This window comes from Marinomonas vaga (assembly GCF_055388305.1).
The window spans coordinates 3,713,804-3,734,132 of sequence record NZ_AP043903.1; the positions used below are offsets into that span (position 1 = coordinate 3,713,804).

Consider the following 20,329-nt stretch of genomic DNA (forward strand, 5'->3'; position numbering starts at 1 on the left):
TTTCTATTAATAAAGTGAGTGAGAGTTTTTCTCGATGTGCTCTTTGGTCATACGACCGAACATCACCAAGTAGCTCCAAAGGGTGTATAAAAGAACAATCGGTACAAAAATACACGCCACGACAAACATGATCATCAGCGTCGTTTCACTGGATGTCGCATCCCACATAGTCAAACTCATGCTTGGGAAGGTAGAAGACGGCATCAAGAATGGGAACATAGACCCACCCGCTGTAAAGATCACCCCAGCAATACCCAGAGAAGAGCTTAGGAATGCCATGCCACCACGACCTGCAGCAGCAAACAGAGCAGCCAAAGCCATACCACCAAGACCCACAACAGGCGCTAATATCAATGCCGGTACAGCACTGTAATTTGCTAACCATGCCCCCTGCTGAACTTCCGCTGTTTTCATCAATGGTGTTAAGACGCCATTGCCATCGATTTCGCTGGTGATTACGTAACCATCAATACCAACGGCTAACCAAATACCCGCCAGAGCAAACAAGACTGCGGTGAGCAAACCACTGATAAAGGTTGCTTTCTTAACTCGGTGAAACAGATCACCGTCCGTTTTCATCAGCAACCAAGCGCCACCTTGGGTGACCAGCATCAGCAAGCTGACCAGGCCACATACGATGGCAAACGGGTTCAACAAAGCGAAGAATGACCCGGTGTAAGTAACACGCAAGTACTCGTCAAACTGGAATGGCACACCCTGTAGCAAGTTACCGAACGCCACACCAAAAATGATGGGAGGTACAGCTGAGCCAAAGCCAATGCCTAGATCCCAGCTTTTACGCCATTTAGAACCTTCCAACTTAGAGCGGTAATCAAACCCGATCGGACGGAAGAATAGAGCCGCCAAGGTCAAAATCATGGCCACATAAAACCCAGAGAAAGAGGTGGCATAAACCATTGGCCACGCAGCAAACAAGGCACCACCCGCTGTGATAAACCAAACTTGGTTACCATCCCAGTGAGGGGCAATCGAGTTAATCATCACGCGACGCTCAGCATCGTCCTTAGAGACAACGTTAAGCAAGCTGCCCACACCCATATCAAACCCGTCGGTGATGGCAAAACCAATCAGCAGAACGCCGACCAGTAGCCACCAGATGACTTTTAATACTTCGTAATCCATCTTAAACCTCCTGACCTTTCAACTGATCTGTTTCTTTTTCTAAGGCATAACGGCCGGTATGCAGGCTAGAAGGACCTTGTTTTGCAAAACGAATCATCAGATACATTTCTGCAATTAAGAACACAGTGTACAAAGCAGTCATCAAGCCCATAGACAGCCAGATTTGACCTGTAGTGAGGTTAGAAACCGCCACATGTACTGGAAGCACTTCACCAATCGCCCAAGGCTGACGGCCATATTCGGCCACAAACCAACCTGTTTCACAGGCAATCCATGGTAATGGCAAGGTGAGCATAATGGCTTTTAGGAACAAGCGGTTTTGACCGATACGTCGACGAGCGTTTTGGTAGAAAGCCGCTGCAAACACAACCAACATCAAGAAGCCTGCTGCCACCATGATGCGGAATGACCAGAACAAAGGCGCCACCTTAGGAATGGAGTACTCTACCGCCATATCCAATTGCTCTGGAGTGACATTATCTAGATCTTCGGTAAAGGCTGTTACCAGCAGTCCATAGCCCAAATCGTCTTTTACTTTTTCAAAGTTTTCGATCAATTGAGGATCATCATTTCCGGCTCGCAAATCCGCTAGTAGCTGATTCGCATAGATACCATTGATGATGCGTTGTCGGTGGTATTCTTTAAGGTCTTTTAGACCGACCACTTCTTCGTCCAAAGAACGTGTTGCAATCAAGCCCATCAAACCAGGGATTTGCAATGCAAACTCGGTTTCTTCCAGTTCCTGATTAGGGAAACCAATGATGGTAAAGGGGGCTGGTGCCTCGTGAGTTTCCCACTCTGCCTCAACTGCCGCGAGTTTCACGCGCTGCACTTCCCCTAGCTCGTAGCCTGATTCATCCCCTAGGATGATAACGCTCAACACAGACGCTAAACCGAACGCAGAAGCGATGGCGAAAGAACGACGAGCAAACGCAAGGTCACGATTTTTAAGCAAGTAGTAGCTGGATACCACCAGCACAAAGACCGCACCGGTTACATAGCCTGCAGAGACAGTGTGAACAAATTTCACCTGAGCAACTGGGTTTAGCAGTAGCGCACCAAAGTCTACCAACTCCATACGCATGGTTTGGTAATTAAACTCAGAGCCTACTGGGTTTTGCATCCAGCCGTTGGCAATCAAAATCCACAGGGCAGAAAGGTTAGAACCCAAGGCCACCAACCAGGTCACCATTAGGTGTTTCACTTTGCTCAAGCGGTCCCAGCCAAAGAAGAACAAACCCACTAGGGTTGATTCTAAGAAGAACGCCATCAGACCTTCGATCGCCAAAGGCGCACCGAAAATATCGCCTACGTAGTGAGAGTAGTAAGACCAGTTAGTCCCGAATTGGAACTCCATAGTCAGACCTGTGGTAACACCTAGTGCGAAGTTGATACCAAACAACTTGCCCCAAAAGCGCACCATATCCTTATAAACCTGTTTACCTGTGATGACGTAAACAGACTCCATAATAGCGAGCAAGAAAGAAAGGCCTAAGGTCAGTGGTACGAACAAAAAGTGGTACATGGCCGTTAGCGCAAACTGTAATCGCGAGAGCTCTACAACTGCTTCATTGATCATGATTGAAACCCATGTCTAACGTGAGATGACGGCGGCATTTTGAGGCACTGGTTCGTGCTCTTATTTGTTAGGTCGCCACGATTTGCTAAGCATTCACAAAGTCTATGTCTAGCATTGGTGCCCATTATTAATGAGCTGAGTCAGGAGGGTATTGCGATAGATCAATAAATATCGCTAATAGTGCAAACAAACTAATATTTGTGGTGGGTTACCACTTAGCTTGCCTTTGGCTTTTGATTTGTCCGCGCTGTTTTTTTTGATCCAGTCTACGACGTTGGGAGTTTTTGGTGGGTTTGGTAGCACGGCGCACTTTTTGCGGCGTCATGGCCGTCAGGATTATATCTTTCAGGCGCTGCAATGCGTCTTCTCGATTCGCCTCTTGGGTACGAAACTGCTGTGCCTTGATAATCAGCTGACCGTCTTTTGTTAAACGGCTATCACTCAGGCTCAGAAGCTTCTCTTTATAGGCCTCAGGCAAAGACGACTGAGAAATATCAAACCTGAGATGAATGGCACTGGATACCTTATTGACGTTTTGACCACCCGCTCCTTGAGCTCTAATAGCAGTCAGCTCTATTTCGTCATCGGGTATACTCACTTGATTAGATAGAACTACACTCATTAATTGTCCATTCGGTTTTGGGAATAGCGAACATTATACCAGCTTGATCATTCTCAAGGGTCAACCCTTCGCTTCTTTTCTCAACTCCGCTACAATCCGCTTCCTTATGACAAACAAATGGAGCCATCAGTGACCCTATTTCGCCCATGCATCGACCTACACCAAGGCAAAGTTAAACAGATTGTCGGAGGTAGTTTGAATGACAACGGAGCCCAAGAGAACTTTATCAGTGACTACGATGCGGCCTACTACGCCAGCTTATACCGTGATCATGAATTAAAGGGCGGCCATGTTATTGCACTTGGGAAAGATAAGGAAAACAAGCTGGAGGCACTCAGTGCACTGCGCGCTTACCCCAATGGGTTACAGTACGGCGGCGGCGTTACCAAAAAGAACGCAGCAGAATTCCTCGAAGCAGGAGCCTCCCATGTTATCGTGACCTCTTATCTGTTTGAAGACGGTGAATTCTCTTGGGATCGCCTCGATAAGATTAAACGAGAAACAGGTACTGAACGTTTGGTGTTGGATTTAAGTTGCCGCCGTGTTGGTGAAAGCTGGTTTATCGCCACAGATCGCTGGCAAACCATTACATCAACGGAAGTCAACTTAGACAATTTAGTGGAGCTGGCGGATCATTGCGATGAGTTTTTGATCCATGCGGCGGACGTTGAAGGCCTACAAGCAGGCATTGATGAACGTCTCGTAACCCTGTTGGGTCAAGGCTGTCCAGTAGACGTCACCTATGCTGGCGGAGCCCGCTCATTGGCTGATTTAAAGCGTGTCCATGAACTATCAAATGGCAAGGTTGATCTCACCATTGGCTCAGCCTTAGACATTTTTGGTGGTCAAGGTGTGACTCTTGATGATTGCATTCTTTGGAACCAAGGCAAAATTTAGCCAAAAAACATTGGTGGGAGTCTAGCTCAACTCCCACCATATATGATTTTGCGCCCTCGACATCCCTACCCTGTTGCCGCATACTTGGCAGATACTTTATTTTACATTAGGAAACAATTCGACTATGAGACTTTCTCGCGCCGGATTTTTAATGCTGCCGCTACTTTTGGCAGCCTGCTCCTTGCCAGTTAAACAGACGACGACACCTTCTACACCGGTTGAGCAAGCAGTAAAAAACGACACAACAAACATCACTGATCAAGACAACAAAGCGCAAGTGACTGCGCCTGCTCAAGAGCAAAAAGCCGATGAAGACACGTCGCAAGAGGCTCTTGTTCCGTCTCATCAGGAATTAATAAAAGAATTTGACAGCATTCGCACCGTGGCAAATCAAAACATTGCCGAGCTCAAAACTCGCTCTGGAGCCGTGCCAGAAAAACCAAGCATCATGATTTCAGATCGTTATGATCGTGAAGCTCTGATGGGGAAAATTGAGGAAGTAAAAGCCTACAATCAAACCCTTGTAGCAGAATTAAAAGCTCTGGATTCTCGTGTTGAGCAACGCCGTCAGCGCCCTCAATTTGGCGATGTGATTCAAGTGTATTTATCGGATCTTAAGGTTGAGAGCGAAAAAGATTTCAGCGCCCAACCTTTAATTGGCAATTGGGTACGAGGTGAATCTCGGGTCGTTCGTTTAAACGAGAATATGCTGATGGAAAACAGCACAACAGAACCCATGCGGTTAACCTTTACTGAGGCCTACCAGATTGTTATCAACGGAACCTTAGTGGGAACTTTTGGCCCCAATAACGCAAAACACGAGATGTCCTTTGAGGCGTCTACAGCGGATTTAAAAGGATCCATCGAGGGCTCTTTGGCTACTCGCATTCAAGGTAGCTAACCCCAAGTACTAGTCGATAGTTTAAGGAGTTGGTTCTCCTTTCTCCTTAAACTTATCACGCTGGGCTTCCAATTTTGCGGGCACTAGCACCGTAAGGGATTTAGGCACTACCTCCACCGTCAAAACGTCTGCAGTACGCTCCTCCCCGTCTAACACATAATCAATGTCCTCTTCAGACTCGATTTTTACTCGGTAGGCCGTCATATGGTTCACGCCTTCATAGTCATGGGGATCTAAACGGTTACGCAAACCATGCCCGATTAACTCCATTAAATTTAAGATTTGCGGCCGGTCTGGTACTAACCAAGTTAAGTCTAGCAAGCCATCGGTAAGATCAGGTGCCCCACGCCCTTGGGCTAATAAGGTTGTCACTGGCGCCGCGTTAGCAATGGTCAAACTAGGTGTCGCTAATTCAAATGTCTCTTCATCATCTATGGTGACCTGGTAAGTCTTAGTCACATTGTCACTGACGGCTTCAGACAACCCCTGTAGATAAGCCAACTGACCACTGTCGTTTTTCTTACTCCTATCGGCCTTCTCGATCATCTGCTGTTCAAAGCCAACCCCACTGAGCAACAACATCACTTCATCGTTACAACGGGCGGTATCGATCCGACTTTCCACCCCTTCAATTAGGGCCATGCAGGCCGTATCAATAGGATCTAACTTTACGCCGATACCACACAGGGCGTAGCTCAAAGCGTTGGCTGTCCCGAGGGGAATAATACCCAGCTTCATTTGTGTGTTCACCAACTCTTGAGCCACCTCTGCGATGGTACCATCTCCGCCGCAGCCAATGATTAAGTCTGGTTTCTTCGTCAAAGCACGTTTAGCCCAGTAGCTGCCATTGTAGTCTTTGGTTGTAGTGCGTATGGTCAAATCATAATAAGGGGACAATAACTCAAGAATCCGTGCCTTGCTTTGCTCCCATTGGCGGGTTCCGGCGACGGGATTGGCAATCAGCCAAGCACTATTACGCACAATTAATTGCTTGGCGTGATGCATCTCGCTCAAGCGATGAAACTGCTTTTTGTTAAGGTGAGCACTCTTACGAACCTGCTTAATATGCTTAATCACCCACGCAGGTGTTTTCTCAGGATGTTGGCTCAGTAAATAGGCTGCCATCATAAACACTGATCGCCCCCGCCCTAAAGCACAGTGCACAATGACACTACGACCATCTTTACGATGGGTATGAATCCAATTTAAAGCGCGCTGAACCTGCACATCAGAAGGGGTTGAGTGATCTAAAACAGGCAAGTTTAGATAATCAATATCCTCCCCGAGCAAGGTCCAATTTAGGGAGTTAAATTCTGCTGTGACATCTAAGACTGCCCCGATATTATGATGTTTTATGGTATGTAGATCGGAAGGAAACAAGCGACGCGCCAAAAATAACCCAGGCTCTATTTCTTGTATAGCGGGTGCCTCATCATTGCTACGGGCAATGGCATTAAATAATTGAGTGGCCCAAAGAAATGGCCAGAAAGCCCAACGAATAAAATAGGGAATCGTACCGTCTTCTCTTTTACGGAAAATGGCCGGTTTATTTAACAAGTAGGCTAAGCTTACACAGAAAAATGAAAATGAAGTCCATAACCAAGCCCAGCGAAAATAATTATCCGCGGTAACAATGGTAAAAAACATAAACACCATTGCGATCAGCAAGTACAAATTTGGCTGTAACAACATGCGACACTACTCCCTACTTTTCGCCATTGGCGATGCTGTTTTCCTGATTATAAGATAACCATACCGATGCTTAGTGTTATAAGAAAGCCTACTTTCCTTAGGATTCAAAGCTTCTCCTAAAAATATATTGTTTTTGACATATTCTATAAACTTTAAAGGTCGCGAAATTTTGCTTTTAAACTGGGCTACATAACCTAAACAAAAGTCTTTAAAAATCCGTTTGTGGTCATTGCGCTCTGTGCTAATCTCGAAATTGTCTGCTTAAAAAAGAGCAAACATTTCGGGATAACTGCTACTGCATTCTAGCGGTTCTCAGTTTTTTGTTCGTCGGTGGTTTTCACCTGGAGTTGTTTTAATGGATGCATCTATCTCTTTGTTTGATTTAGGTTGGCAAACCTATTTCCAACAACAGTTGTCATTGGATGACCTAGACGCCAACCTTATTGCGCGTGTATGTCATGTTAGCTCTTCCGGTTATGATCTTATCTCTGAACAAGGTATCACTGCTCTTAAGAGTGCGCCTAATCAACCTAATATGACCATTGGTGATTGGGTTGTGATCGACCAAGATTTCGAATTTGTTCGTAAGCTAGATCGTAGCGCGTTATTTAATGAAGACGATCAATTGATCGCTGCAAACGTGGACACGGTTCTTATTGTCTGTGCTTTAGACGATAGCTTTAATCTGGATTTAATCAAACGCTACTTAGAATTAGTCCACGATGCGGAAGCCGATGCCATTGTGGTACTAACAAAAGCAGACCTATGTGAAGACACAGAAGAAAAGCAAGCTCAGGTACAGCAGCTAGATCCTCTGTTAATCATTGAAACGGTCAACGCCAAGTCTGAAACACCTCTTCAATCCCTGACAACCTTTTTTAAGAAAGGCAAAACCATTGCCATTTTGGGGGCACCTGGATCAGGTAAGTCACGTCTAGTGCGCAACCTCATCGACTTAAATCAAGCCTCGACTCACTTTAGTGTGCAGCAGGATGCCTTGTTTGCATTACCAAATGGAGCAGTACTGCTAGACTCTCCAGCGTTGCGTGAGTTGCAAGCCAGTGCCGCCCATCAGAACTTAACCAGTGAGTTCGCAGACGTACTAGAATTTGCAAGCCATTGCCGCTTTAACGACTGCACCCATACCAATGAGCCTGGTTGTGCCATCAAACAAGCCGTACAGGATGGTAAGCTCGAAGAGCAACGGGTAGATGCTTTCCGCCGCACCTATGGTCATTATCAAGACTTAGATGTGTCAAAGAAGTCAAAGCCCCAAGACAAGTTCCATCGCAGCGCCCATTCTGATGTGAGAGCTCGAAAACACAGCATGTCAGAATAAGCAGTCCCATAAATAAAAAAACTGCCTATTGGCAGTTTTTTTATGTCTATTGATCGTTACAGTGTCTCCCGAGCATCCATCAACTGTGTCCATGTGGCAATGGATTTATCAAATGCCCCCCGTTCCGCTTTCGGGATGGACTGCATGGTCGGTATCTTCGCCGTCATAGGATTTACAGGGCGACCGTTCACATGTAGCTCATAATGCAAGTGTGGGCCAGTCACACGGCCTGTGGCACCGGATAACGCAATCACTTGACCCCGCTTCACCCGTTGCCCAGGCTTCACTAAGATTTTGTCTAAATGTAAAAAGCGGGTGCTGTATTTACCAATGTTATCGATATCAATATAACGTCCCGCATAACGATGGTTAGCTGTTCGAGTTACGATACCATCCCCCGTGGCCAATACTTTGGTTCCTGAAGGTGTCGCTAAGTCTGTGCCATTATGGGGTGACAAACGCCCCGTCACCGGGTGTAATCGGTTCGGATTAAAGCCAGAGCTGATACGGTAAGTGACCGAAGTCGGCCAACGTCGAAGCGCTGGGGTCAAGCTATTGCCCTTCTCATCATAGAAACGGCCATCGGCATTTAAGAAAGCTTGATAAAACTGACCTCGCACTTTAATACGCACTGCTTCCACTTGCTCGGAGCCTACGGGCTCTCCTTCCACGTCACCTTGCTTTAATACCACATCGAACTCATCCCCAGCACGCAGATCTCGGCGGAAATCAAAGCGGTTTTTCAGTAAGTCACTGATGATCATGACATTGGCATCGGATAAACCAGCACGCTTAGCTGATAAATAAAAGCTACCTTCTACTGACCCATGTTTGGCATATTGACTCCAAGTAATGGGTTTCAGATCTTCTTTATAAACAAAGCCGCCGTTTTCATGTTGCTCATACGCAATGGTCTTACTCGGGTCAATACTGCGGGATAAACGCACCAATTCCCCCTCAGGATTTGTTTCAAAACGAAGCTTGTCACCGACTTGCAAGGGTTCCAATACCAGGTATTCTTGATCCGCTTCTAAAATGCTATAAAGCGTCGATATGGGAAACCCATAACGCTGGAATATCCCCTCAAGGGTGTTACCGGACTCAATCGTGTGTTCCACAATTTTGGGCTTTGGAACCGATTGAGTGACCCCATCTACTGGCGTCGTTTCAATAGAATCAGAGGAAGCGACATTGCCCCCCTCTCCAATACCCTCCGGGATCAATGGAGCGAGCTGGTCTAGGGACGGAGGCCTAGGTACATCCGCTATTTGTGTCGTGATGGGAGCAAGGGTGATGCGTTGATTAGGTAAAGCGCTAAAATTTTCCGCGCGCTGATCGTCCTCTACCGAGTCATCAAATACCAGCAAGAAAAACACAAACACACAGACAATCAGAAGGAGCCAAAGGCGTGGTCCGCTTGGGAGCCAACGCGGTTTCCTTTTAGGGTGAGCCATAGAGAGTAAACTTCTTTCCTGGGCAGCTCTCCGCTGCCACGTTGTAAAATATACGATTGCATTGTCGATCTGGCACAGACGGAGGGGCCACCATAAGCATTCGACAAGCTGATTAAGCCGTCTCATCTTGCCTGAGTCTCAAAAAAAATAACAGTCTGTTGATCATCAATCAGCACAAACTAGCGCAAATTCACGGTTTTACAGTAACTTTAATCATAAAGTTTCCCCTATTCAGAAGCCCTACAGGAAGAGCAACCCTCGGCAACACATGCGCTTTGTTACTTCTTTCCCTATTTCTATGCCAACTTCACCTGCGTAACCTCGTATACTCATGTGCACAAAGTCAATTTGATGTCTTTTTTACACATGCGCGGTTGTTGCAAATGGGCTACATTCCCTGCAAGACAAAAATAACAATCGCTAGACATCAACGCTTGCAAAGTAAACGGGCTACAACACTATGAGCAGTACGGGCACACACAGCTATCATTTCACCAGTCAGCAGATTGAAGACACTGCGGCATTGGTCGAGGAATACCCGATTGCCATCAGTATCAATGACCTTAACTATGCTGTCATTCTCATCACACCAATAGATGTTGAAGCTTTTGTAATGGGATTTTGTTTCGCCGAAGGACTGATCACTTCTTCGAAAGAAGTGCTTGATATGAACATTTCTCAGGCTGACTTAACGACAGGGCCCATTCCTAGTCATATCCAAGTAAACATTCAATTAACTGGCCGTGCGCAACAACGAGCCAGCCAAGTGATGCGTCAACGTAAAGGTACATCGGGTTGCGGACTATGCGGTATTGAAGCCATAGAACAAAGCTTTCCGCGACTCCCCCAGCTACCCACATCACCACAGCTATCGGATGACCTTTGGTTAAAAGCAAAAACACAATTTGACCACTACCAACATATTGGCCAAATCAGTGGTGCTATTCACGGCGCATTACTCATGGAGTCCGATGGTACTCCAAGATTATTTGCAGAAGACATCGGGCGCCATAACGCTCTAGACAAACTCATCGGCAAAGCGCTAATCGACAAACATCCACTTAAAGGCTGTCATATCTTGATGTCTAGTCGGTGCAGTACAGAACTTATTCAAAAAGGAGTTAGGGCTGAGATCGCCAGTCTCGGTCACCTTGCTTCGCCAAGTACGCTGGCGGTGTCACAAGCTCGAGCCTATGGGCTACACCTTGTGCACTTACCACGACATGCCGCCCCGCGTCATTACAATTAAAGGAACTGAATCATGAGTAAAAAAGACTCGTACTTTACCCCTTACTCTGGCCCAGCAGGTGGTTGGGGGGCCTTGAAAAGCACCACAGAACACCTGCTAAAAAGCGACAACGCCGTACGCAATGTCCATACCCTACTAAAAACGAACCAACCCAATGGTTTTGATTGTCCAGGGTGTGCCTGGGGCGAAAAGCATGACCCCTCTAAAATCCGCTTTTGTGAAAACGGTGCTAAAGCGGTGAACTGGGAAGCCACGGGGCGTAAAGTGGATGCGGACTTCTTTGCTCAATACGATGTGTCATGGTTAAACACTCAAAGTGATTACTTCCTTGAGTACCAAGGTCGTTTAACAGAACCCATGCGCTACAACTCGGAGACAGACCACTACGAAACCATCTCCTGGGACGATGCCTTTGCCTTAATCGCCAAACATCTAAAAGCCCTTCCGTCACCGGATGACGCGGCATTTTATACTTCTGGCCGCGCTAGCAACGAAGTGGCCTATTTGTATCAGTTGTTTGTACGGGCCTATGGCACCAATAATTTCCCAGACTGTTCAAACATGTGCCATGAGGCCAGCGGCTATGCTCTGATCAGTAGTATTGGTATTGGTAAAGGCACGGTGACCATTGAGGATTTTGAAGAAGCGGATGCAGTGTTTGTGTTTGGTCAAAATCCCGGCACCAATCACCCACGAATGCTGGATACCTTGCGTGAAGTAGTGGACCGTGGCGCTCAAGTTTTGACCTTCAACACCTTAAAAGAACGGGGCTTAGAACGATTCCAAAATCCCCAAAAGCCTGTTGAGATGATGACCAACAGCTCCAAGCCAGTGAATACGGGCTATTTCACCCCAAAAATTGGTGGAGATATGGCGGCGATTCGAGGCATGGCCAAGCATTTGGTTGAACGCCAAGATGCGGGAGAAGCCCTCATCGACTGGCCATTTGTTGAGCAACATACACAAGGTTTTGATGATTATCTTGAGAAGGTACGTGCCACCTCTTGGGAGCAAATCATCGACCAGTCTGGGTTAAAACGTGATGAAATTGAACACGCCGCTAATGTGTACATCAATGCCAACAGTGTCATTTGCACCTGGGCCATGGGCATCACTCAGCATCATCATTCTGTTGCCACCATCCATGAAATCGTGAACTTCTTGTCACTGCGGGGCAACATTGGCAAACCCGGTGCTGGCGCCTGCCCAGTGCGAGGTCACAGTAATGTGCAAGGTGATCGCACCATGGGCATTAATGAGCATCCATCGGAAGCCTTTTTAAATGCTTTAGAAACACGTTTTAAGATGCCTATGCCGCGCCAATCAGGCCTAGCCGTCGTGGACACCATCCGTGCTATGGGTGAGGGCAAGATTAAAGTATTTATTGGATTAGGAGGCAACTTTGCCGCGGCCACACCGGATACAGCCGCCACGCAAAAAGCCCTAGAGCAATGTGACCTGACGGTACAAATCAGCACCAAGCTGAATCGCTCCCACTTGATCACCGGCAAAGACGCCTTAATCCTGCCTTGCCTTGGGCGTACCGACATTGACCGACAGGTAAACGGTGAACAACAAGTCACCGTAGAAGACTCCTTCAGCATGGTGCATGCTTCAGGCGGAGTGATGGAGCCCTTGTCTGAACAACAAAAATCAGAACCCTGGATCGTCGCCGGGATGGCTGAAGCCACTCTTGGCAAGCACCCAGTGGATTGGATGTCATTGGTAGAAGATTATGGCCGTATTCGCGAGCTGATTGCCGATACCATTCCAAATTTCGATAACTTCAACAACAAGATCAAAACACCGGGAGGCTTTTACTTAGGTAACAGCGCTCGTGATCGTGCGTGGAGTACACCAAGTAAGAAGGCATTAATTCATGCCCATGATTTACCTGAAAACATCCTACCGGCTCAGGCCCGTAACAAACTTACGGAGACCTCTCTGATCCTGCAGACATTACGCTCCCATGATCAGTACAACACCACAATTTACGGTCTAAATGATCGCTATCGTGGCATTAAAAACGAGCGAGATGTGGTGTTTATGAATCCGGCGGACATTAAGCGTTTAGGCTTTAGTGAAGGTCAATCTGTAGACATGGCCACATTATGGGACGATGACCAAGAACGCGTCGTCCGTAACTTCAAGCTGGTGCCTTACGATATCCCAGCGGGCAACATCGCCGCCTACTATCCAGAAACAAACCCATTAGTTCCTCTAGACAGCCATGGTGAATTCAGTAATACACCCACGTCAAAAAGTATTGCGGTAGAGCTGACCGCCAGCAAATCGGATACCGATCGAATTCGCTAAACGGAATATCTAGAAAAACAGATGGACTCGATAAACAGAAAGACCCGCCAAAAGCGGGTCTTTTTTTATCTAATACCCAAGGAGGTCAAACTAGACTATTACGACTCAACCACCATTACCCGATTACGCCCTGCATCTTTTGCCCGATAAAGAGCAGAATCAGCTCGCTTTAGGGTAATATCAATACCAGCCTGATACACTGGCTGTGGGTTATGACTGACACCAATGGAAACCGTAATACGCTTCACCTTAGGCATGTCTGCATAGGCTATTTGCTCACACAATGATTCCGCTACCAAGGTGGCCCGATCAAGAGAAGTGTGAGGTAAAAACATTAAGAATTCCTCCCCACCTACGCGGCAGGTGACATCATGTTCACCCGCAGCTTTCATCATCACCTCACCCAAGGTTTGAATGACTTGATCACCTACATCATGGCCAAAACGGTCATTTACGCTTTTGAAATGATCTATATCCAGCGCTAACACCGAAAAAGGCGTATCACTGGCTTCAAATTGATCTAATACACGCTGCATGCCACGACGGTTAAGCAATAGGGTCAAAGGATCTTTGTGACTCGCATCATCCAGCTTATGAATACGCTCATTAAAGGACCCTAATCCGTGCAGCATAGACATTTTCAATTGGGATGCTTCGAAGTACCAAGCCTTGGTATTCACAATGGCATCGTAAGCGTCTTGGTGGTCCAACTGCCCAACGTTTTTAGCCAATTTCCGTAGAGGCAAGGTAATCCAATGGGCTACTAACCAAACCAATAATAAGGTCACGAAAACGATGGGTAACGAGCGCCAAAATACTGGTGCAAGATTGTCATTTAAATCGGCTAAAACAAGGTTAGTCGGTCGCTGTACCACTAACCCCCAATCAGAACTAGAGATAGGGGCAAACCCCGCCAGCATGTCTATGCCCAAAGAGTTGATGCCTCGGGCACTGCCGGATACTCCAGTTAAGGATTGCTGTACTAAATACATCTGCCCAACATTTTGGCCAATACGATTTGGGTCTACGTGGAACAGTAACTCACCATTTCGATCTACTACGTATAAGTAGGATTCATCACTGAATAATTGATTGCGCAACAGGTGAGACAGAGCACCAATTTTATTTAGATAGATGGTGCCAGAAACGTATCCTAGATATTCTCCCTGAGCCCCAAGGATAGGGTGAGACACACTTACCAAGGTATTACCGGTTACGGAATGAAATGGGTCGGAAATCATCGCACGCTGTGCATTGAAAGCTTGTCGAGCCGACTCTGGCAATACATAACCACTTAGGTGTAAGGATTCCGGCGCCACAGCAATAATCTGCGCCTCTTTATTTACAATGACAGCGGAATTGAATATGTCACTTTGGCCGATTAAACGCTGAACTTCTGATTCAAGAGCCCCGGGGTCATCAATCTTTTTAGCCAGGTCTGTCGCACTGTAAGCCACCAACTGCTCAGCAGACTGCAACATTCGATTCGCGGACTCTGCTACTTTTTCCGCGTATCTTTGATTTGATGCTAAGGTATTTTCGATGAGCAAATCTCTTTGCACATGATAAATAGCAAAGTAACTGTTTCCGAGCGTAATTAACACACTACTAAAAGTGAGAATCAAAACAAGTCGACGCAAATCGGCTCGCAATACCCTACGATAAATCCCCATTTACCTTTACTTCCATACAGCTTCGGATTTACAGCCCATATATTCTATTAGAGCTCAAAAAAATATTTATCTTGCACCTTATTATATAGGATTCAAAAGCCTATTAGGCAAAATTGAGAGATTAATTTAGAGACATCTAAACTAACTTAGATATAAAAAAAGCCGCATTAAGCGGCTTTTTTGTCTGTCTAACCTCCCTTAAGAAGGGAATGCGAAACTCTTACCTTCGCGCACACCAGCAGAGGGCCAGCGCTGAGTGATGGTTTTACGCTTAGTGTAAAAGCGCACCGCATCCGGACCATAGGCATGAAGATCTCCAAACAAGGAGCGTTTCCACCCGCCAAAGCTATGGTACGCAACAGGCACAGGAAGTGGCACGTTGATGCCTACCATGCCCACTTCAATATGATCAGAAAAATAACGCGCTGCTTCCCCATCGCGAGTAAAGATACAAGTACCGTTACCATATTCATGATCATTAATGAGCTGCATCGCCTCTTCCATGGTCTCAGCACGAATAACCTGTAGCACCGGTCCAAAGATCTCCTGCTGGTAACTGTCCATATCCTTGGTCACATTATCGATTAAGGTAGCGCCAACAAAGAAGCCATTTTCATAACCTGCGACCTGTGGATTACGACCATCCACCACAACCGTTGCACCTTGTGCTTCGGCACTGTTGATAAAGCCAACCACTTTTTCTTTATGTTCTTTTGTGATCACAGGACCAAAGTCATTGGACGCATCCGAACACTCACCCACTTTTAGAGTGTCCATGGCCTCACGCATTTGCGCGATCAACTTGTCGCCAGCTTCTTTACCGACAGTGACTGCCACAGACAGTGCCATACAACGCTCACCAGAGGACCCAAAGGCAGCCCCCAACAATTGATTAACCGTGTTTTCCATGTCTGCATCCGGCATTACGATAGCATGGTTTTTCGCCCCACCTAGAGCCTGACAGCGCTTACCATTGGCACTCGCAGTGGTGTAAATGTACTCCGCGATGGGAGTGGAACCAACAAAGCTCACCGCTTTAACACGTTTGTCCGTCAGTAAAGTATCAACGGCTTCTTTGTCACCATTGACTACGTTCATGACGCCATTCGGTAATCCGGCTTCTTGTAGCAATTCAGCGATGAACAATGCGGTACTTGGATCGCGCTCTGAGGGTTTTAATACAAAGGTGTTACCACAGGCAATGGCCATTGGGAACATCCACAAAGGCACCATAGCGGGAAAGTTAAAAGGTGTAATGCCAGCCACAACGCCTAAAGGTTGGAACTCACTCCATGAATCGATGGCTGGTCCCGCATTTTTACTGAACTCCCCTTTTAAAAGCTCCGGTGCGCCACAAGCGTATTCAACGTTTTCTATACCTCGCTGCAGTTCACCTGCCGCGTCATGGCATATCTTGCCATGCTCCGCACCTATCATGGCGGTAATCTTGTCCGCATGACGTTCGAGTAATTCTTTGTATTTAAATAGGATACGTGCGCGTTTAATGGCAGGAGTATTACGCCATTCAGGGTAAGCGGCTTGGGCGCAAGCGATCGCCTCCTCCACGGTTGCCTTTGAAGCAATGGCTACCTGTTTACTGACAGTCCCAGTCGCTGGGTTATATACGTCTTGAAGGCGAGAAGCGCTAGCATCTATTTTGCCGTTAATTAGGTGACCAACGATGTCCATGATTACTCCTAGTTTGCGATAGTGATATCACACCACTATCGCAATCTAGAATACTTTAAAAAATCCGGAATGTTTTACACTTAGTTAAACAAACGCTTAACTTATAATGGTGTCCACTTGTTCCAAGTAATGGGTCGTTTGCATCTCGGTGATTCGACTTTGGGTACGACGAAACTCAAACGTTAAAGATCCGTTCGTGTAGAGATGCTCTAAAGGCACTGCAGCGTGAAATACCATGGCGACGCCTTGGTCGTAACATTCGTCAACCAATGCGATAAAACGTCGGACTGCGTCATCGTTGACACCCAGCTCGACGATGCGGTCACCGGTTGCACCGGAACCGATTGCCCCATCTTCCGTTCCCCTTGCCTTGATGCGCTCATAAGGTTGATTACTTAACTCCGGTATATCACTGACGATAATCACCTTATAGTCTTGAGCCAAGGTTATAAAATCTTGGGTGGACTTGGGGCTTTCGCATAGATCAGAGAAGTGACACCAAAGCACCTGATCAGCTTCAACTTTTACAGGCAATGGGCGTCCATTTAGGGTCACTTTTGAAGGCCGCTCTACTAGTCGAAAGGCTTGTTCAACATACTTAGTAAGATCGGAATAAGCGGTAAAATATCTTGGTTGGTCAAGGGGTAAACGGTACCGATAATCCACCTCTCCATTCAGATTATAGGCTTGAAGATGCCGATCTAATAAAGCAATGGCGGGAGCAAAACGGTCTTTTTGCAACTGGCTTTGAAACAGGTCCTGAATCGCAATATTTGACGTAGCAACCAAATACACCCCTTCTTCGAACAGGGCTTGGGTCATGTTCTGGAGCAACATAGCATCCGCTATGTCCGACACAAAAAACTCATCAAAACACAGGACACGGGTTTGGGCGGCCATGCGTTGAGCAATCTTTTTTACTGGATCTGCCACACCAAAAGTCGTATTGAGCTCCCTGTGTAAGGCTGCCATAAAATGGTGAAAATGCTGACGTATGGCAATGCCCTCTGGCAAGGCTTCATAGAACAAATCCATCAATAGGGTTTTACCCCTTCCCACATTACCCCATAGGTAAATCCCTCGGGCCAAATCATTACGGCGTTTGCGCTTGGGAGTTTGCAGGGTTTGCCAGAGTGTATCTAGTGCTTGTAATGCAGGCTGTTGTGTCGTATCAAACACAATAGTTTGCTGGGCGACCAAAGACTGGTATTGGTCGCTTGGTGAATGGTGTTGCATGAATTGACTGATCCATCAAGAGAACAGCCCCCGTTCATAGAAAAACGCAGGGCGAGTGATTAAACTTACCGTTGAGGCAGTAATGAAGCAATCAGTGCTTCACCGACTTTATTGAGTGGGGCAACCTTAGTCACGGCCCCTAGGCTGATGGCTTCTTTCGGCATACCGAACACCACACAAGTTTCCTCATCTTGGGCCACCGTGATTGCCCCTTTGTCATGGATATTTTTCAGCCCCGTAGCTCCGTCTTTACCCATACCTGTGAGGAGTGTCGCCAGAGCATGTTTACCCACTTCCTCGGCAACAGAGTCAAATAAAACATCTACCGATGGGCGGTGGCCGGAGACTTTTTCGTCTTTAAATACCTGCGTCACCAGCTGGTTCCCTTTACGGATAACCTTAAGATGGTAATCACCAGGGGCCAAATAAGCTGTTCCCGGCTTTACCACCTCACCACCTTTGGCCTCAATGACATGGAACCCTGTGGTGCGGTTTAAGCGCTCTGCATAGGTGGTAGTAAATCCCGCTGGCATGTGCTGTACAATCACAACGGCAAAGTTTTCCGGTGGGATTTGCTGCATGACGCTACGAATCGCTTCCGTTCCCCCCGTAGAGGCACCAATGGCAAGGACTCGATTCGCTTTAATGGGAGCTGATCGAATGGGTTTTGCGGCATCAGGAACCGCAGGGATCACTCGGCAAGCAGCAGCCTGCTTAACCTTACGAATAATGGTCTGGGCGTATTGCTTGAAGAGACGACTTTCATTAATTGAGGGCTTGGCAACATAATCTACCGCTCCCAATTCCAAGGCGCGCAAAGTGGTATCTGCATTCACCTGGGTTAAAGTGGAGATCATAATGACCGGGGTGGGACGCGCTTTCATCAAGACTTCAAGAAAGCGCAGGCCATCAACCTTTGGCATTTCCACATCCAGTGTAATAACGTCCGGTTTAAGCTCGTTCACCATCGCGCGGGCTTCAAATGCATCACAAGCGGCTCCCACCACTTGCAGGCTTGGATCAGAGCTAATCACCTCAGTCAAAATAGTACGAATGAGTTCAGAGTCATCTACGATCAGGACTTTTATTTTAGAATTCGACATACAATCCACCTACTAGAACAGGTCAACATCACCTGATTCAGTCTTGTGTTGGGTGACCACTTTACGCAGCTTGATCTCTTTATCGATCAGCTCATGGTCATAATGGCTAGTCAGTTTTTTCATCATCACTCGCCCACTGAAGGGAAAAAAGTTCACTTTACGAGGATAAATATCTAGCACATCTTCTGCATCAATCGGGATTCCTTCATTTTTAAGGAACCCCATTATAAAGGTCACGTTTTGGTCCCCCACTTTACTGTGGGTCATGGACTTTATGACGTTTCCACCACCAAATACCTTTGCACGAAGGTGTTTTCGAGCGCCACCCAGCTTAACAATATGGTTAATCAAAAGCTCCATGGCATACACACCATAGCGACCTGAGGTAGACAACAGATCTCCTCCGTCCCCTCCTTCAGGTAACAAGAAATGATTCATACCGCCTACTTTATGTTTGGGATCGTATAAGCACACTGCAATACAGGAGCCCAATAAAGTGGTGATCATTAGGTCATCCTTGGTTGCGTAATACTCTCCCGGCAATACTTTTACTGCGGCGGATTTGAATCGGCTATCAAAAAACTTGTGGGTAGCAAAATGCTCTTGCGCCTCTGCGCTAATTGCCATGCTTATACCTTACAACTTAATATAGGCCGTCCGACCAATCGGTTTAATGAGGTGCGGGAATTGAGAAAAGTTTTCCGAATGCCCCGCAATATAAAGGCCACCTGGGCGTAACTTGCTAAGCAACTTTAGTAAGATCTTCTCTTGATTACTCTTATCAAAATAAATCATCACGTTGCGACAGAAGATAACGTCCAACCCCGCTTTAACTGGGTACTCTTCATCAAATAAATTAATACGCTGAAACTCAAGTAGCTTTCTGAGTTCTGGCCGCACTCTAGCTTTACCTATATTGCTCCCCTTACCACGCATAAAAAAGATTTTTTTCTGCTCTAAGGTATCGATTTTATCGAGGGGGTAAATCCCATCACTGGCATGGCGCAATACATTGCTGTCAATATCTGATGCAATGACGTGGGCTGCGTCTTCAAAGCTGCCCGCAGCAGACACCAAGGTCATAGCAATCGAGTAAGGTTCTTCACCCGTACTGGAGGCGGCGCACCAGACACGTTCCACCCGCTCCCCACTGGCAATAAAATCAGACAAGATTTCAAAGTGGTGAGGCTCCCTGAAGAAGGACGTTAAATTTGTCGTGAGACAATTTATAAAGTGCTCTTCTTCGTCGGGATGTTTACCTAAGTAATCAATGTATTGCCCTATGGAATTCAGCTTCAATTTGCGCAAACGTGGCACCAAACGACTGTAGACTAGAGAGTCCTTGCTGTCGGCCAGTTTGATGCCAGTAAGCTGTAATAAAAAGGCTCGAACCTTATTAAAATCAGCTTGAGTATAGGGAAACTCTCTATCCATTC

The 20,329-nt window shown here is 46.7% G+C and carries 16 protein-coding genes; 5 read left to right on the top strand and 11 right to left on the bottom strand.

The window, feature by feature from the left end; genetic code table 11:
* Positions 1–6 precede the first annotated feature (6 nt).
* From cydB to arfB, 3 genes are all read right to left on the bottom strand, one after another.
* Positions 7–1,143, bottom strand: a complete 1,137-nt coding sequence (gene cydB / locus ACZ5DR_RS17440; RefSeq protein WP_377365274.1) for a cytochrome d ubiquinol oxidase subunit II — start codon at positions 1,141–1,143, stop codon at positions 7–9.
* 1 nt (position 1,144) lies between these two features.
* On the bottom strand, positions 1,145–2,722 hold the full coding sequence (locus tag ACZ5DR_RS17445) for a cytochrome ubiquinol oxidase subunit I (RefSeq protein ID WP_377365272.1): 1,578 nt from the start codon (positions 2,720–2,722) through the stop codon (positions 1,145–1,147).
* 208 nt (positions 2,723–2,930) lie between these two features.
* The gene (gene arfB / locus ACZ5DR_RS17450; RefSeq protein WP_377365270.1) at positions 2,931–3,344 is read right to left on the bottom strand and encodes an alternative ribosome rescue aminoacyl-tRNA hydrolase ArfB; all 414 of its coding nucleotides are present in this window, start codon (positions 3,342–3,344) and stop codon (positions 2,931–2,933) included.
* A 129-nt stretch (positions 3,345–3,473) separates the two neighbouring features.
* Between arfB and hisA the strand changes: the two genes are divergently transcribed.
* The gene (hisA, locus tag ACZ5DR_RS17455; protein WP_377365268.1) at positions 3,474–4,241 is read left to right on the top strand and encodes a phosphoribosylformimino-5-aminoimidazole carboxamide ribotide isomerase; all 768 of its coding nucleotides are present in this window, start codon (positions 3,474–3,476) and stop codon (positions 4,239–4,241) included.
* Positions 4,242–4,365: 124 nt separating this feature from the next.
* Positions 4,366–5,142, top strand: a complete 777-nt coding sequence (locus ACZ5DR_RS17460) for a hypothetical protein (RefSeq protein ID WP_377365266.1) — start codon at positions 4,366–4,368, stop codon at positions 5,140–5,142.
* Positions 5,143–5,163: 21 nt separating this feature from the next.
* On the opposite strand, the gene ACZ5DR_RS17465 is transcribed toward ACZ5DR_RS17460, so the two are convergent.
* Positions 5,164–6,834: a diacylglycerol kinase family protein gene (locus ACZ5DR_RS17465; RefSeq protein ID WP_377365263.1), complete on the bottom strand. Its 1,671-nt coding sequence runs from the start codon at positions 6,832–6,834 to the stop codon at positions 5,164–5,166.
* 355 nt (positions 6,835–7,189) lie between these two features.
* Here ACZ5DR_RS17465 and rsgA point away from each other — a divergent pair, with 355 nt between their 5' ends.
* A complete protein-coding gene (gene rsgA / locus ACZ5DR_RS17470) occupies positions 7,190–8,173 on the top strand; it encodes a ribosome small subunit-dependent GTPase A (protein WP_377365261.1) in 984 nt (327 codons plus the stop codon).
* 56 nt (positions 8,174–8,229) lie between these two features.
* Here rsgA and ACZ5DR_RS17475 read toward each other — a convergent pair whose 3' ends face one another.
* A complete protein-coding gene (locus ACZ5DR_RS17475; protein ID WP_464543835.1) occupies positions 8,230–9,555 on the bottom strand; it encodes a peptidoglycan DD-metalloendopeptidase family protein in 1,326 nt (441 codons plus the stop codon).
* A gap of 532 nt (positions 9,556–10,087) precedes the next feature.
* Between ACZ5DR_RS17475 and ACZ5DR_RS17480 the strand changes: the two genes are divergently transcribed.
* On the top strand, positions 10,088–10,876 hold the full coding sequence (locus tag ACZ5DR_RS17480) for a formate dehydrogenase accessory sulfurtransferase FdhD (protein WP_377365257.1): 789 nt from the start codon (positions 10,088–10,090) through the stop codon (positions 10,874–10,876).
* 12 nt (positions 10,877–10,888) lie between these two features.
* Entirely contained in the window at positions 10,889–13,192 is a 2,304-nt protein-coding gene (locus tag ACZ5DR_RS17485) for an FdhF/YdeP family oxidoreductase (protein WP_377365255.1), read from the top strand.
* 98 nt (positions 13,193–13,290) lie between these two features.
* On the opposite strand, the gene ACZ5DR_RS17490 is transcribed toward ACZ5DR_RS17485, so the two are convergent.
* The 6 genes from ACZ5DR_RS17490 to ACZ5DR_RS17515 all read right to left on the bottom strand — a co-directional run bounded on the left by ACZ5DR_RS17490 (position 13,291) and on the right by ACZ5DR_RS17515 (position 20,327).
* The gene (locus ACZ5DR_RS17490) at positions 13,291–14,673 is read right to left on the bottom strand and encodes a sensor domain-containing diguanylate cyclase (RefSeq protein WP_464543836.1); all 1,383 of its coding nucleotides are present in this window, start codon (positions 14,671–14,673) and stop codon (positions 13,291–13,293) included.
* A 390-nt stretch (positions 14,674–15,063) separates the two neighbouring features.
* Complete coding sequence (locus ACZ5DR_RS17495) at positions 15,064–16,554, bottom strand: CoA-acylating methylmalonate-semialdehyde dehydrogenase (RefSeq protein ID WP_377365251.1); 1,491 nt, start codon at positions 16,552–16,554, stop codon at positions 15,064–15,066.
* 96 nt (positions 16,555–16,650) lie between these two features.
* A complete protein-coding gene (gene zapE / locus ACZ5DR_RS17500) occupies positions 16,651–17,790 on the bottom strand; it encodes a cell division protein ZapE (RefSeq protein ID WP_377365249.1) in 1,140 nt (379 codons plus the stop codon).
* A 65-nt stretch (positions 17,791–17,855) separates the two neighbouring features.
* Positions 17,856–18,893 (bottom strand): protein-glutamate methylesterase/protein-glutamine glutaminase, encoded by a 1,038-nt coding sequence (locus tag ACZ5DR_RS17505; RefSeq protein ID WP_377365247.1) that lies wholly within the window; start codon positions 18,891–18,893, stop codon positions 17,856–17,858.
* A gap of 12 nt (positions 18,894–18,905) precedes the next feature.
* On the bottom strand, positions 18,906–19,520 hold the full coding sequence (gene cheD, locus ACZ5DR_RS17510; protein ID WP_377365245.1) for a chemoreceptor glutamine deamidase CheD: 615 nt from the start codon (positions 19,518–19,520) through the stop codon (positions 18,906–18,908).
* 9 nt (positions 19,521–19,529) lie between these two features.
* Positions 19,530–20,327 (bottom strand): CheR family methyltransferase, encoded by a 798-nt coding sequence (locus ACZ5DR_RS17515; RefSeq protein ID WP_377365243.1) that lies wholly within the window; start codon positions 20,325–20,327, stop codon positions 19,530–19,532.
* Between the last annotated feature and the right edge of the window lie 2 nt (positions 20,328–20,329).

Bases quoted from the DNA above. Each gene is read 5' to 3' on its own strand.
- zapE (WP_377365249.1), bottom strand. From the start codon at position 17,790: ATGCAACACCATTCACCAAGCGACCAATACCAGTCTTTGGTCGCCCAG.
- ACZ5DR_RS17515 (WP_377365243.1), bottom strand. From the start codon at position 20,327: ATGGATAGAGAGTTTCCCTATACTCAAGCTGATTTTAATAAGGTTCGA.
- ACZ5DR_RS17460 (WP_377365266.1), top strand. From the start codon at position 4,366: ATGAGACTTTCTCGCGCCGGATTTTTAATGCTGCCGCTACTTTTGGCA.
- ACZ5DR_RS17505 (WP_377365247.1), bottom strand. From the start codon at position 18,893: ATGTCGAATTCTAAAATAAAAGTCCTGATCGTAGATGACTCTGAACTC.
- ACZ5DR_RS17445 (WP_377365272.1), bottom strand. From the start codon at position 2,722: ATGATCAATGAAGCAGTTGTAGAGCTCTCGCGATTACAGTTTGCGCTA.
- cydB (WP_377365274.1), bottom strand. From the start codon at position 1,143: ATGGATTACGAAGTATTAAAAGTCATCTGGTGGCTACTGGTCGGCGTT.
- cheD (WP_377365245.1), bottom strand. From the start codon at position 19,520: ATGGCAATTAGCGCAGAGGCGCAAGAGCATTTTGCTACCCACAAGTTT.
- rsgA (WP_377365261.1), top strand. From the start codon at position 7,190: ATGGATGCATCTATCTCTTTGTTTGATTTAGGTTGGCAAACCTATTTC.
- arfB (WP_377365270.1), bottom strand. From the start codon at position 3,344: ATGAGTGTAGTTCTATCTAATCAAGTGAGTATACCCGATGACGAAATA.
- ACZ5DR_RS17485 (WP_377365255.1), top strand. From the start codon at position 10,889: ATGAGTAAAAAAGACTCGTACTTTACCCCTTACTCTGGCCCAGCAGGT.
- ACZ5DR_RS17465 (WP_377365263.1), bottom strand. From the start codon at position 6,834: ATGTTGTTACAGCCAAATTTGTACTTGCTGATCGCAATGGTGTTTATG.
- ACZ5DR_RS17495 (WP_377365251.1), bottom strand. From the start codon at position 16,554: ATGGACATCGTTGGTCACCTAATTAACGGCAAAATAGATGCTAGCGCT.
- ACZ5DR_RS17480 (WP_377365257.1), top strand. From the start codon at position 10,088: ATGAGCAGTACGGGCACACACAGCTATCATTTCACCAGTCAGCAGATT.
- ACZ5DR_RS17490 (WP_464543836.1), bottom strand. From the start codon at position 14,673: ATGTTGCAGTCTGCTGAGCAGTTGGTGGCTTACAGTGCGACAGACCTG.